This is a genomic window from Synechococcus sp. LA31 (assembly GCF_018502385.1).
Classification (GTDB): Bacteria; Cyanobacteriota; Cyanobacteriia; order PCC-6307; family Cyanobiaceae; genus Vulcanococcus.
This window is the reverse complement of sequence record NZ_CP075523.1, coordinates 1,397,603-1,410,427: the sequence shown is the minus strand read 5'-3', so window position 1 is coordinate 1,410,427 and position 12,825 is coordinate 1,397,603. Positions and strand designations below refer to the sequence as shown.

Sequence of the window (12,825 nt, the reverse complement as noted above, 5' to 3'; positions counted from 1 at the left end):
ATGCTGTTGCGCGCCCCGATCGCCATGGTTCTGCCGTCCGACGCCCCGCTTAGCAGCACGGAAGTGCTCGAGATCCTGCGCCAGCGCTGGCAGGCCTCCTACGACCTGCAGCTGATCGTGCGCCGCGGCAGGCTCTATCTCCAGGTGATGTGGGGCTATCTCGAGCAGCAGTCGTTTCCGATGACGGCCGAGGCCTACACCGCCAAGCTCGAGGAACTCACCGCCAATCTCAATGGCCTTGGGGTGGCGCCCCAGGTGCGGCAGTGGCTCTGCACCACGAGCGACAAGCCGCGCCTGGGCAAGGCGATGACCCTGCCGCTCGAGCTCCCCGAAGGCCGTGCCAGCGAATTTCTGATCTAGGCCCGCTGCACAACCCGCGCCAGGCCAACCCCCACCAGGTAAAGAGCCGTGATCGCACCGCTGAGCAACAGCATCGTGATCGGGTCTGTGGAGGGGGTGAGTACGGCTCCGGCCAGGGCGGAGGCCACCACCACGAAGCGCCAGGCTGACAGCATGGTTTGGGCTTGCACGATGCCCAGTGCCGCCAGCAGCATCTGCAGCACCGGCAGCTGGAAGGCCAGGGCTGTGGCCACCATCAGCAGCAGCACGAAATCGAGGTAGCGCTCGATTGACCAGAGCGGCTCCACGACATCCGCGCCGTAGTTCACCAGGAAGTTGAGTGCGGCCGGCACCAGGGCCCACCAGGCAAAGGCCAAGCCCGCCAGGAACAGCACCGCTGAGCCCGCCACGGCAGGCGCCACCAGCCGCTGCTCCCGTCGGGTGAGGCCTGGCAGCACGAAGGAGAGTGCCTCATAAAACACGTAGGGAAGTGCCAAGGTGAGGCCGCTGTAGCCGGCCACCTTCAGGGAGACGAACAGGAATTCACCCGGTGCCAGCTGCAGGAAATGAATCCCCTGGGCCGGCACTTCCAGGAGCCGCACCAATGGCTTCACAAGCAGCAGGCAACCCGCCGCACCGACCACCACCGCCAGCAGGCTGCGCAGAATGCGGCGCCGCAGCTCCTCGAGGTGATCCACGAGGGTCATCTCCACCTCCCCCGGGAACTGATCGTCGGGATGGGTGGAGGCGTCCTCCTCCTGCTGGAGGTTTACCCGGATCGGGGCCGGGGCGGGCAGCACGGTGTTGCCGTCCGGCAGGCTGTTGCGCTCGCTCATGGCTCTTGCTCCCCGCTGAGGCTAGGGGCGACTGCCTTCAGCAGGGCCAACGCGCGCCCCGGCTCCGCCCAGAGCACCTCGCCGCCGCGGTGGCGCACGGTGCCGGGGCCCGCCCCTGCAATCCGCTGCAGCTCATCGCAGGGCACCATCACCACGGCCACCCGCTGGTTGCCGCGGGCGCGGCTGAAGTGGGCGGCAAGATCAGCAGCGGCCTGAAGATCACTGTCGCTGCCGAGCCCCTCGGACCCTTTCAGCACCACGTGGCTGCCGGGACACTCCTGGGCATGGAACCAGAGATCACCGCGGCGGGCCTGGCGCAGGCTGATCCATTCGTTCTGGCGGTGGTTGCGGCCCACCTGTAGGCGCAGGCCGCCGGGGCTGGTTAGTTCCAGGGGTGAGGGGGTGGCTGTGGCCTGCTGACGGCGCTGGGCGCGGCTGGGGCCTTTCAGCGCATGCAGGCTGCTGCACTCGTCATCAAGGCTGCTCAGGTGCTCGAGGGCAGCGGCGCTGCTGTGGGTGGGGCCTTGATCGAGGTAGGTGAGGCTGGCCTCCAGCTGCTCAATCCGCTGGCGGTGTTGATCGATCCGTGGAGTGATCGCGGCCACGGAGCGCCGCAGCTTGCGGGCGCGCTTATAAAGCGACTGGGCTTGCGCCACCTGCTCGCGGCTGGGCTGGGCGAGGCAGAGCAGGGCATCAGCCTGCTGCTGCAGCTGATCGCTGCTATCCACCTGATCGAGCAGCTGCTGCTGGTCCATCAGCTGGCTGCGTTCCCGCTCCAGCTGATGTTCAAGACGTTGCTGGAGTTGGTGGCGCCGCTGCTGCACCAAGCGCGCCCCCAGTCGCTCGTGGTGGTAGCGGGCCAAGTCTTGGTTGATCGGCAGCGCTTCGGATGCTTTGGGGCGATCACCGCTGCCGCAGGGTTCGTTGATCCAGCAGCGATAGGCACAACAGCGCCCTGGGCTGTATGCAAACCGTCCTTGCTCCAAGGCCGTCAGCCAGGCCTGCCAGTGCTGCCAGAGCTGCTGCCATTGCTCTGGGCTCAGCGTGTTCACCGGTTGGGCCAGCAGGGATTCGCTGAGGTGTGGAGCATCACCGGCTAACTGCAAGGCAAGGGCCGGGCTGATGCCCTGGTAGGCACTTTGCAGCGCCTGCTTCAACGGCAACGGCAGCAACGTGAGCTGCCGTTGCCAATCGGCGAAGCTCTCCTGGCGGTTGGGGGGCTGCCCGCTCAGGGGCGGCGGTGGGCTGTAGGCATCGCCAGTACCGATGGGCCGCAGCCGCGATTGCTGTTGGCGCACCTGGCGGGCTGCCGCCACCACGCGCCGCTGCTCATCCAGCAAAAACAGATTGCTGTGGCGGCCCATCAGTTCCAGCACGAGCCAGCGCTGGATGGTTTCACCGGGACGTGGTGCGAAGCCGAGTTCCACCACACGCTCCCAGCCCGGCTGCTCCAGGCTCACCAGGGCAAGGCCGCCCAAGCCGTGTTGCAGCTGCTGGGCCAAGGTGCTGCCATCGCCATGGCGTGGCGGGGCCTCGATCGCCAGCAGCCGCGGGGCCTCTGCCTGCCAGCTCAGCTCAAGCCAAAGTCGCTGCTTGAGGGTGCGAAAGCCCAGCTGCAGCGTGTGGCTGTCAGCCTGTTGGGCCTTCTCAAAGCGGCTAGGCAGCAGCTGCGGCTGCAGTTCGCTCAGCACCGCTCGCAAGCTGGTGAGATCCATGGCCTGGAGCGTGGCAGGGGCCATGGGCAGGTGCGAAGAGGCTGCGGCAGCGCTCCTACTCTGCAGGGCCGCGCTCGATCGCTCATGGTTGCTGAGGCCTCCGATGCCGGCCGGCTGTTCCTGATCACAGGTCCCAGTGGCGTAGGCAAAGGCACGCTGGTTTCGGCCTTGCTGCAGCGCCATCCACAGATCTGGCTGTCTGTGTCGGCCACCACGCGCGCACCGCGCAGCGGCGAACAGGATGGACAGCACTATTTTTTTCTGGATCGCGGCGCGTTTGAGGTCAAGGTGGCCGAGGGAGGGCTGCTGGAGTGGGCTGAGTTTGCCGGCAATTGCTACGGCACCCCGCGGGAGCCGGTGGAGCAGCAGCTCACAGCCGGCCGGCCTGTGCTGCTCGAGATTGAGCTGGAGGGTGCCCGCCAGGTGCGCAGCAGCTTCCCCAGTGGCTTTCAGATCTTCATTAAGCCGCCGTCGTTTGAAGAGCTAGAGCGGCGCATCCGCGGCCGTGGCACTGACAGCGAAGATGCGATCAGCCGTCGCCTGGAGCGGGCTCGGGTGGAGTTAGAGGCTGAATCTGAATTCGATGCTGCACTGGTGAACGACGATCTCGATCGTGCTTTGGCTGAGCTCGAGCAGCTGATGGCGCTCGCTTGATCAACAGCGAACGATTGAGCATGAAAAAAGCGGCCCTGTGAGGCCGCCTGAGCTATAGCTTCAATCCGATGTTCACATCGGGTGGAACAGCAGATCGGGGAAGAAGCGGTTGAATTCGATCAGGATGCCGGCGGTGGCGGTGAACCAGATCGCAGCGAAAACCGGAGCTGTGGTGAGGAACTTTTTCATCGCTGGTGAGTGATAGCGGGAGCGGGTGAAAACAGGCCTTGCCTGATCAGCGGGGTGACACCGTGATCTTGTCGTCGGCCTCGGTGAGCTTGCCGCTGGTGAGAGCGCCGAAGGCGGCAATGGGCCAGGTGGCTGCAGCGAGAGTGCTCTTGAAGGCCAGCGGTAGATCGATCTGGATTTCCTTCATGGTGGCGTCTTTCTCACCACGGATCGCGATCAGGTAGTTGCGACCGGCCCAGCCGATGCAACCAGCGATGTAAAGGAAGGCGATGCCGGGGATGATGAAGTCGCCGGCGTGGCTGAGGCGGCCATCCACAATCAGGTGGGGCAGGCCATCAGCGCCGCAGGACGCCTGGCTGTACATCGCAAAGCGAGCCTTGGCCTGGTCGGTTGTTGCAGCAGCTGCGCGCTGCTGGAAGCGGGCGCTCTCAGCGCAGGGGGTCAGACCCGCTACATCGGCTTTGGCCACTGGGGCGAAGCCGAAGATCAGCAGGGCAGAAATCAGAACAGCAAAGAGGCGGCGCATCGGGTCCAGCTGCTGCACGGCAGGATGTCACTTGCGGACACTACGTGCGGCCTTCAAAGCTGATGCCAACCCTGCTGGCCCTCGAAACAAGTTGTGACGAGTCAGCGGCAGCTGTCGTGCGCGATCAACGTGTGTTGGCGAGCGCTGTCGCGTCTCAGGTAGAGGAGCATGCGCGCTGGGGTGGGGTGGTGCCCGAGATCGCCTCGCGCCGCCATGTGGAGGCCCTGCCTGGGTTGATTGATCAGGTGATGCGCGAGAGCGGCATCACGTTCGCTGAGCTGGATGCGATTGCTGCCACAGCTGCACCAGGCTTGGTGGGGGCGCTCCTTGTTGGCTCCATCACCGGACGCAGCCTGGCGCGGCTCCACAGCAAACCCTTTCTCGGGATTCACCACCTCGAGGGCCATCTCTGCTCGGTGCAGCTGGGAGATCCGCTTCCGGCTGGGCCCTATCTGGTGCTGCTGGTGAGCGGCGGCCACACCGAGATGATTCGTGTGGATGGGCCTGGCCGCTATCAACGCCTGGCCCGCAGCCGTGATGACGCCGCTGGTGAAGCCTTCGACAAGGTGGCGCGGCTGCTGGATCTGGGCTACCCCGGCGGCCCGGCCATCCAGGCTGCTGCTGAGCAGGGTGATCCGCAGCGCTTTGCGTTGCCTAAGGGCCGTGTGTCGCTGCCGGCAGGGGGCTTTCATCCCTACGACTTCAGTTTCAGCGGCTTGAAAACGGCGGTGCTGCGTTTGGTGAACCAGCTGAAGGCTGAGGCCGAGACCGGTGGGCAGCCGTTCCCTCTGGCCGATGTAGCGGCCAGCTTTGAGCAGGTGGTGGCCGACGTGTTGGTGGAGAGAACCACGCGCTGCGCCAGGGATCAGGGGCTCAGCACTCTGGTGATGGTGGGCGGTGTGGCGGCCAACCGGCGGCTGCGTCAACGGTTGGAGCAGCGCTGTGGTCAGCTGGGTCTTCAGTGGCGCCTTGCGCCGCTGGCTTACTGCACGGATAACGCCGCAATGATTGCCGTGGCGGCAGAGCAGCGCTTCGCTGCCGGTGCGATCAGTCGGATCGATCTCGGTGTGGCCCCTCGGCTAGCGCTGGAGGATGCAACGGTGCTCTATGAACCGCAGCCGCCCTTTTGATCTCAGTAGGCTCTTGAGACTCACTGGCAACAGCCATGGCCACGGCTCAACCAGCACCGGAGACCACCGAGATCAGACAAGAGGTGATGCAGACCGTTGTGGAAGCAGCACCTGAAGAGCTCAACCAATGGAAGCGTGGTTTCACCCCTCAGGCCGAGATTTGGAATGGCCGCATGGCGATGCTCGGGCTGTCCATTGGCCTGAGCGTGCTGCTGATCGCTCGCCTGGCCGGTAAGGCCTAGGTCGTTTTCCCCCGCAGAGCCTGTATCAGTTCATTGGGCCTGAGGCTCTGGGCGAGGGCGTCATCAGCGTGGACCCGGCCTGATTCCACGAGCCTAAGCAGGGCCTGATTGGCGGTTTTCATGCCATCGAAACCGCTGCGGGCCATGATCTCTTCGATCTCCGCTAGTTCACCGCGCTGGATGTAGTCCTTGCACGCGTCGGTGTTGATCAGGATGTCGTGAAAGGCAGCGCGTTGTTGATCTGTTGTTCGCAGCAGCCCTTGGGCGATCACGGCCAGCAGGCTTTCGGCCACAGCCCTGCGCATGCTCTCCTGCTCGCGAGGAGGAACCATCCCCAGCACCCGCTCCACGGTTTTCACCGCTGAATTGGTGTGCAGGGTGCCGAACACTAAATGCCCTGTTTGCGAGGCCTCGATGGCGGTGGCCAGGGTTTCACTGTCACGAATTTCACCGATCAGGATCACGTCTGGGTCTTCCCTGAGGGCGGCGCGCAGGGCGTTGTGGAACTGGCGGGTGTGCTGCCCAACCTCCCGGTGGCGGATCAGGGATTGGCGGCTCTCATGCACGAACTCCACCGGATCCTCAATCGTGAGGATGTGGCAACTGCGGTTGCGATTGATCCAATCGATCATGGCCGCGAGGGTGGTGCTCTTACCCGAGCCTGTGGGGCCTGTAATCAGCACCAGTCCCTTCGGACGAGATGCCAGCTCCTTCAGCACAGGTGGCAGGTTGAGCTCCTCCAAGGTGGCGATCTGCTGGGGGATCAGCCGCAGCACCATCGCCGGGCCCCGCAGGGAATCGAGCAGGTTGATGCGCACCCGCACGAAGGGAAAGGCATGGGAGCCGTCGAATTCCTTATCGCGCTGAAAGGCATCGATCTGGGCAGGGCTGAGCATCTCCCGCAGCCAGCCGTGGAAGCTGGCGGCATCGCTGATGGGCCAACCCGTGCGCAGCATCTCGCCGCGCGCCCGGTAGCGGGGCTCCTCCCCAACCCCCAGATGCACATCGGAGAAACCGCTGCGCTCGGCCAGCTGCACGATGGACGCCAGGCTGCTGGGCTGCGTGCCGCCTAGGGCGCCGGCTCCAGCTACCGCTGGCGCAACGGCTGGTGGCACTGCCGGCGGAAACAGGCTGCTGGGGAAGGGGGAGCTGCTGGTCACCGCATGGCGGCAGTGTGCCTCCAGCTTTGCGGCTGATCCAGCCTCTGGCCAGCTAATCCCGACGCCATCTTTAGGATCCGGCTACATGGCCGGCCCCTGTGAGCACCCCCCACAACGTCTGCATCGTGCTGGGCACGCGCCCGGAGGCCATCAAGCTGGCGCCGGTGATTCAGGCGTTTCAGGCCGCCCCTGATGTCCGCACGCGGGTGGTGCTCACCGGTCAGCACCGCGAGATGGTGGCCCAGGTGATGGAGCTGTTTGGCCTGCAGGCCGATCACGATCTGGCCCTGATGGCCCCCAAGCAAACCCTCACCCACATCACCTGTGGTGCGCTGCAGGGTCTGCAGGCCGAGTTTGAGGCGCACAAGCCCGATCTGGTGTTGGTGCAGGGCGACACCACCACCGCCTTCGCTTCGGCCCTGGCGGCTTTCTACGCCCAGGTGCCCGTGGGGCATGTGGAGGCGGGCTTGCGCACCGACAACCTCATGGACCCCTACCCGGAGGAAGCCAATCGCCGCTTGATCTCTCAATTGGCTCAGCTGCACTTCGCTCCCACCGAGGTGTCGGCCGCCAACTGCCGTGCTTCCGGTGTCGTGGGTGAGGTGTGCATCACCGGCAATACCGTGATCGATGCCTTGCTGCTGATGGCTGAGAAGGCCCCACCGTTTGTGCTGCCGGGTCTCGATTTCGAGCAGCAGCGCGTGATCCTGGCCACAGTGCATCGGCGCGAAAACTGGGGTGAACGGCTCAAGGAGATCGGCCAGGGCTTCCTTCAGGTGCTCGAGCGCTTCCCGGATACGGCCCTGCTGCTGCCATTGCACCGCAATCCCACCGTGCGCGAACCATTGCAGGCCCTGCTGGGCGATCACCCCCGCGCCTTCCTCACCGAACCGCTCGACTACGACCAGCTGGTGGCGGCCATGCGTGGTTGCACCTTGCTGTTGAGTGATTCCGGGGGCCTGCAGGAGGAAGCGCCTGCCTTGGGGAAGCCGGTGCTGGTGCTGCGCCGCACCACCGAGCGTCCGGAAGCTGTGAATGCCGGTACCGCCAAGCTGATCGGCACCGCCAGCGCCGACATCCTGCGGGAAACCTCTCTCTTGCTTGCCGATGGGGCGGCCTATGAGGCCATGGCTCGGGCCCACAACCCCTTTGGCGATGGCAAAGCAAGCCAGCGCATTTTGGAGGTGAGCCGCAGCTTCCTTAGTCGCCCCGCTTCTTAGCCCACGGCGGCAGGTCGATGAACACGCGGGTGCCGGGGGTTAGACCCTCGAGGATCTGCGTGTCCTTGCCGCTGCTGGCACCCAGGGTGACGGCCTGGAAGGTGGGCTGATTGCCGGGACCCACCAGCAGTACCCCTGGTTTGCCTTGTTCGGTCACCACCGCCACGGTGGGAATGACGGTGCGGGAGGCCAACGTGCCGGTGTTGAAGTCGATGTCGGCGGTCATGCCAATCCGCAGCTCGGGCGGCGGGTCAATCAGCTGCAGCTTCACTTCAAAGGAGGTCACGTTGTTGAGCTTCTCGGCGCGGGGTGCGATCTGACGAACCTGGGCCGGGAAGCGGCGATCGGGGAAGGCATCTACCCGCACCGCAGCGCTCTGGCCGAGCTGGATCCGGCCGATGTCGCTTTCGGGCACCTTCGCCACTGCCTCCAGGCCTTGAGCCAGCTCCACGATCGAGGAGCTGCTGGCACCGGCTGATGCCGACGCCGAGGTGGTGGGTGTCACGAAGGCGCCGGGGTCGGCGAAGCGAGCCGTCACAACACCCGTAAAGGGCGCACGCACCGTCAGGTCGCTCCGCTCTTTCAGCCTTGCCTCTAAGCGCTGCTGGGCAGCTTCCACAGCGGCTCTGTCGACCTCGTAAGTCGATTTGGCGCTGTTGTAGTCATCAACGCTGATGCCGCCCTGGCGGATCAGGGCTTCGCGGCGTTGCAGCTCGCTCTGGCTGCGGTTGAGCTGGGCCTTGGCGGAGCGCAGCTGGGCGCGCAGCTCATCGAGGCGGTCGTCGAGGTCACCGCTGTCCATCAGCGCTAGCGGCTGATTGGCACGCACACTGTCGCCCTCTTCCACATAGAGCTTCTCCAGCACCCCCTGGCGCTTCGGGCTCACGTTCACCTTGCGGAACGCCTCTAGCTCACCGCTGGCGGTGATCACCCCCGGCAAGGTGCCTTGGCGCGCCAGCACCGTGAAGCTCTCGAGGTTGCGTTGTTGCTGGCTGCTGCGGCGCTGGCTCACCAGCACTCCGCCACCGCCGATCACCAGGGCTCCGGCCAGCAGGCCAGCCCAGAGGCGCTTGCGGCGCAGCCAGTCGGGCCCGCCCCTGAGAGCTCGGGGCAGACGCCGGCCGCGATCGCCAAGCGCTGCATCGCCCTGGCGCTGCGGGGGGGGCTGAAGCATCGTGGAAGGAATGGTGTGCGCCTGCTCTGCTTCCAGTCTTCCTGGTCGGCGCGATCAACTGTGGATTCCGCTGGGGTGGATCACCGCCAGAGCAGATGAAGGCCAGGGGTGCTCCGTGGAGCAGTCCGTAGATTCGATCAATGCTTAAAGCCGGAATCGTGGGCCTGCCCAATGTGGGCAAATCCACCCTCTTCAACGCCCTGGTGGCCAACGCCCAAGCGGAGGCGGCCAACTACCCCTTCTGCACGATCGAGCCCAATTCGGGCGTGGTGTCGGTGCCCGATCCGCGGTTGCAGCAGCTCTCGGATCTGAGCAAGAGCAAGGAGCTGATCCCCACGCGGGTGGAGTTTGTGGATATTGCCGGCCTGGTGAAGGGCGCCAGCCAGGGCGAGGGCCTGGGTAACAAGTTTTTGGCCAACATCCGCGAGGTCGACGCCATCGTGCACGTGGTGCGCTGCTTCGAGAACGACGACGTGATCCACGTGTCGGGCTCGGTGGGCCCTGCCCGCGATGCTGAGGTGATCAACCTTGAGTTGGGCTTGGCGGATCTGAGCCAAGTGGAAAAGCGGCGCGAACGCCTCAAGAAGCAGGTGCGCACCAGCAAGGAGGCCCAGGTGGAGGATGCGGCGCTCGAGCGCATCCAAGCCGTGCTGGAGCAGGGCGGCGCCGCCCGCACCATCGAGCTCAACGACGAAGAAGCGGCGATGGTGAAGCCGCTGGGCCTGCTGACCGCCAAGCCGATCATTTACGCCACCAACGTGAGCGAAGACGACCTGGCCTCAGGTAACGCCTACTGCGAAGACGTCGCAGCCCTGGCTGAGCAGGAAGGAGCGGGCACGGTGCGCATTAGCGCCCAGGTGGAGGCTGAACTGATCGAACTCCCCGAGGAAGACCGCGCTGAATTTTTGGCGGGCCTCGGTGTGGAAGAAGGTGGCCTGCAGGGCTTAATCCGAGCCACCTACGCGCTGCTGGGCCTGCGCACCTACTTCACCACCGGTGAGAAGGAAACCCGCGCCTGGACGATCAAGGCCGGCATGACCGCTCCCCAGGCCGCAGGTGTGATCCACACCGATTTCGAGCGCGGCTTCATCCGCGCCCAGACCATCGGCTACAAGCAGCTGCTGGAAGCCGGTTCGCTGGCGGAGGCCCGCAACAAAGGCTGGCTCCGCGCCGAGGGTAAGGACTATGTGGTGGAGGAAGGCGACGTGATGGAGTTTCTGTTCAACGTTTAAGGCCTCAGAATGCGTTCACGTGCACAACGCCCATGACAGAGCAGCAGCAACCTTCAGACGCCGCTCAGCAGCACGATTTCGAGGCGCAGAAGCAGGTGCATCAGCAGATCCGCAACGACCCTGACTACGACGACTGGGAGTACGGGACTGAGCCCCTCCCCCATGAAGCCTGGACGGCCAAGGTGAGCAAGGGCTGATCTCAGGCCGGCTCCAGCTGCAGGGTGCTGTGCCCTACGCCAATGCCGGCGAGGGCCGCTTTGGCGTGATGCAGCAATTGCATGTCGTCTAGCTCGCTCTCGCGGCGGCAGATGTGTGCCGTGAGGGCTACCTGGGAGGTGCTGAGGCTCCAAATATGCACGTGGTGCACGTTCACCACCCCCGGCAGCGCCAGCAAGGTGTCGTGCACCAGCTCAGGTTGGATGTGGCCGGGGATCCCATCGAGCAGCACCACCAATGCATCGCGGATCAGCACCACGCCGGTGTAGCCCACCGCCAGGCCCACGCCGACGGCCGTGAGCGGATCGAGCCAATGCCAGCCAGTGAAGCCCACCAGCAGGGCGCTGAACAGCACCGCCAGCGACACCAGGGCATCGCTAAGGAGGTGCATCACAGCCGCGCGCCGGTTGAGGTCGTGTTTGTGGCCGCCATGCTCGCCAATGCCGAACAAGCTGGCGGATCCAAGATTCACCGCGATGCCGGCCGCGGCGGCCCACGCCACGGGGCCGCTCACCAGGGGCTGGGGATCTGTGAGCCGTTGGATCGCTTCCACCACCACCACAGCGGAGGCCATGGCCACCAGCACGCCGTTGATCAGCGCTGCCAGCTGGGTGCTGCGCCCGAAGCCGTAGGTGAAACGCTCGCTTGGGGCCCGCGTGCTCAAGCGTTCAGCACCCCAACCCAGCGTGAGCCCCGCCACATCGCCGAGGTTGTGGATGGCATCACCGATCAGGGCCAGCGAGCCGAAGCCGATGCCGATCACCAGCTGTGCCACCGAGAGGGTGCTGTTGAGCAGCACGCTCCAGCGAAAGGCTGATGCCAGGCCAGCCCGGCCGATGTGTTGCTGGGCATGGCGGCGACCCGGTTCGTGCAGAGCCATCGGTTTGCTAGGGCTGGACCGATTGTGGGCGCTGGCGCGACCAGCGGTTTGTGTTGTGGATGGCCTTGGCTGTCGCTCGCTTCAGCCCTTTGCATCCGCGCGCCGCTGGATCGGGCCGATCAGCAGCAGGCTCAGCGTGCACACCAGCGCCACCAGCAGCCAGAGCACCAGGCCGTGGCCCTGGTGATCGAGCAACAATCCGGCGATCAGCGGTGCCCCGAAGGCGCTCAGGGCAAAGCATTGGGAGAACAGCGCCATGGCCAGGCCCCCATGCCCCTTCGGGCTCAGCTCCACCACCGCCTCAGTCGCCGTGGGTAGGAAAGCCGCCTGTCCAAAAGCCAACAGCACTAGAGCCAGCACCACCAGGCCCAGGCCTCCCTCGCTCAAGGCCGAGAGGGCCATCAGCGCCGTGCCACCGCTGAAGCAGAGCAGGCTCAGCCTTAAGCCCACAGCCACCGATCGGCGCGCCAGGGCCTGACCTACGGGCCATTGAATCAGCAGCAGCAGCACCAGGGGAATGCCGATCAGCAGGGCGCTGATCGCCTCTGGCTGGGCATCGCGCTCCAAGCCGCCTCGCACCAGATCCAGGGGTAGGGCGCTTTGCATCAGGGGGGGGATCGCCGTGGCTACCACCGAGAGCAGCAACATCGGCAGTAGTGCCGGTAGCCAGCGCCCGAGCGGCATAGGTTCCACACCAGCAGCTCTGGCCGGTACAGCCTTGGGCAGGGGGCGCCAGAGAAGCAACGCGGCCAACGCCACGATCGCGGCCATATCCACCCAGTACAACCCCCGGAGCAGACCCAGCTGGGCTAACAGTGCCCCGGCGAGGGTGCCGCCGGCGATCCCAGCGGCATCAGCGGTGCGTGAGAGCGCATAGCCCCTTGCGGAGGGGATGGGCGGGGAGCACAACGGCACCGCTAGTTCCACGGCAGGCCAGTAGAGCCCCCCGGCCATCCCCATCAGCAATTGGCCAGCGATGTAGCCCTGCTGCTCGTGGGCCCCGAGCAGCAGGGCATCGCCGAGAAAGCCGCACAACCCTGCCAGCAGCACCGGCACGCCGCAGCTCAGGCCCAGATCCAGGAGCCAGCCGCTGGCGAAGCGGCCGATGGTGCCAGCCAGGGCCGCCAGGGCCAGCCCACTGCCCACCTGGGCGGGCGAGAAATCCGCTTGGTGGAACACCATGGGCGTGAGATAGAGCACGCCTCCTGCCCCGAAGCTCGCCACCAAGCGCACACTGGCCAGCTCCCGCAACGCCGGGGGAAACTGGTGCCACCACTGCCGGCCTGTTGAGAGCGTCTGTGCTCGTGCCAAC

Annotated in this window: 15 protein-coding genes; 7 read left to right on the top strand and 8 right to left on the bottom strand. The window is 65.5% G+C overall.

Annotation, left to right across the window (positions count from 1 at the left end):
• On the top strand, positions 1 to 360 hold the full coding sequence (locus KJJ24_RS07585; RefSeq protein WP_250544521.1) for a DUF3067 family protein: 360 nt from the start codon (positions 1 to 3) through the stop codon (positions 358 to 360).
• On the opposite strand, the gene tatC is transcribed toward KJJ24_RS07585, so the two are convergent.
• Positions 357 to 1,175, bottom strand: coding sequence for a twin-arginine translocase subunit TatC (tatC, locus tag KJJ24_RS07580; RefSeq protein ID WP_214337811.1), 819 nt, complete (start codon positions 1,173 to 1,175; stop codon positions 357 to 359). The two genes, KJJ24_RS07585 and tatC, sit on opposite strands and share 4 nt — an antisense overlap.
• A complete protein-coding gene (locus KJJ24_RS07575; protein ID WP_214337810.1) occupies positions 1,172 to 2,914 on the bottom strand; it encodes an NFACT family protein in 1,743 nt (580 codons plus the stop codon). The genes tatC and KJJ24_RS07575 overlap by 4 nt, the downstream gene beginning before the upstream one ends.
• A gap of 60 nt (positions 2,915 to 2,974) precedes the next feature.
• On the opposite strand from KJJ24_RS07575, the gene gmk reads away from it, so the two are divergent.
• Positions 2,975 to 3,544: a guanylate kinase gene (gene gmk / locus KJJ24_RS07570; protein ID WP_214337809.1), complete on the top strand. Its 570-nt coding sequence runs from the start codon at positions 2,975 to 2,977 to the stop codon at positions 3,542 to 3,544.
• A gap of 72 nt (positions 3,545 to 3,616) precedes the next feature.
• Here gmk and psaJ read toward each other — a convergent pair whose 3' ends face one another.
• Positions 3,617 to 3,733: a photosystem I reaction center subunit IX gene (gene psaJ, locus KJJ24_RS07565; protein ID WP_214337808.1), complete on the bottom strand. Its 117-nt coding sequence runs from the start codon at positions 3,731 to 3,733 to the stop codon at positions 3,617 to 3,619.
• A gap of 46 nt (positions 3,734 to 3,779) precedes the next feature.
• Positions 3,780 to 4,259, bottom strand: coding sequence for a Photosystem I reaction center subunit III (locus tag KJJ24_RS07560; protein ID WP_214343453.1), 480 nt, complete (start codon positions 4,257 to 4,259; stop codon positions 3,780 to 3,782).
• 62 nt (positions 4,260 to 4,321) lie between these two features.
• Here KJJ24_RS07560 and tsaD point away from each other — a divergent pair, with 62 nt between their 5' ends.
• The gene (gene tsaD / locus KJJ24_RS07555; RefSeq protein WP_214337807.1) at positions 4,322 to 5,389 is read left to right on the top strand and encodes a tRNA (adenosine(37)-N6)-threonylcarbamoyltransferase complex transferase subunit TsaD; all 1,068 of its coding nucleotides are present in this window, start codon (positions 4,322 to 4,324) and stop codon (positions 5,387 to 5,389) included.
• 35 nt (positions 5,390 to 5,424) lie between these two features.
• Positions 5,425 to 5,631: a high light inducible protein gene (locus KJJ24_RS07550; RefSeq protein WP_371811708.1), complete on the top strand. Its 207-nt coding sequence runs from the start codon at positions 5,425 to 5,427 to the stop codon at positions 5,629 to 5,631.
• On the opposite strand, the gene KJJ24_RS07545 is transcribed toward KJJ24_RS07550, so the two are convergent.
• Positions 5,628 to 6,791, bottom strand: coding sequence for a type IV pilus twitching motility protein PilT (locus tag KJJ24_RS07545; RefSeq protein WP_371811707.1), 1,164 nt, complete (start codon positions 6,789 to 6,791; stop codon positions 5,628 to 5,630). The genes KJJ24_RS07550 and KJJ24_RS07545 overlap by 4 nt on opposite strands.
• Before the next feature lie 98 nt (positions 6,792 to 6,889).
• Here KJJ24_RS07545 and wecB point away from each other — a divergent pair, with 98 nt between their 5' ends.
• Positions 6,890 to 8,011, top strand: coding sequence for a non-hydrolyzing UDP-N-acetylglucosamine 2-epimerase (wecB, locus tag KJJ24_RS07540; RefSeq protein WP_214337806.1), 1,122 nt, complete (start codon positions 6,890 to 6,892; stop codon positions 8,009 to 8,011).
• On the opposite strand, the gene KJJ24_RS07535 is transcribed toward wecB, so the two are convergent.
• A complete protein-coding gene (locus KJJ24_RS07535) occupies positions 7,992 to 9,185 on the bottom strand; it encodes an efflux RND transporter periplasmic adaptor subunit (protein WP_214337805.1) in 1,194 nt (397 codons plus the stop codon). The two genes, wecB and KJJ24_RS07535, sit on opposite strands and share 20 nt — an antisense overlap.
• 140 nt (positions 9,186 to 9,325) lie before the next feature.
• On the opposite strand from KJJ24_RS07535, the gene ychF reads away from it, so the two are divergent.
• Positions 9,326 to 10,417: a redox-regulated ATPase YchF gene (ychF, locus tag KJJ24_RS07530; protein WP_214337804.1), complete on the top strand. Its 1,092-nt coding sequence runs from the start codon at positions 9,326 to 9,328 to the stop codon at positions 10,415 to 10,417.
• A gap of 32 nt (positions 10,418 to 10,449) precedes the next feature.
• Positions 10,450 to 10,614, top strand: coding sequence for a hypothetical protein (locus KJJ24_RS07525; RefSeq protein ID WP_214337803.1), 165 nt, complete (start codon positions 10,450 to 10,452; stop codon positions 10,612 to 10,614).
• Between the two features lie 2 nt (positions 10,615 to 10,616).
• Here the strand turns inward: KJJ24_RS07525 and KJJ24_RS07520 are convergent, their stop codons facing one another.
• Positions 10,617 to 11,513 (bottom strand): cation diffusion facilitator family transporter, encoded by an 897-nt coding sequence (locus KJJ24_RS07520; protein WP_214337801.1) that lies wholly within the window; start codon positions 11,511 to 11,513, stop codon positions 10,617 to 10,619.
• Between the two features lie 81 nt (positions 11,514 to 11,594).
• Entirely contained in the window at positions 11,595 to 12,824 is a 1,230-nt protein-coding gene (locus tag KJJ24_RS07515) for an MFS transporter (RefSeq protein ID WP_250544520.1), read from the bottom strand.
• Position 12,825 lies beyond the last annotated feature (1 nt).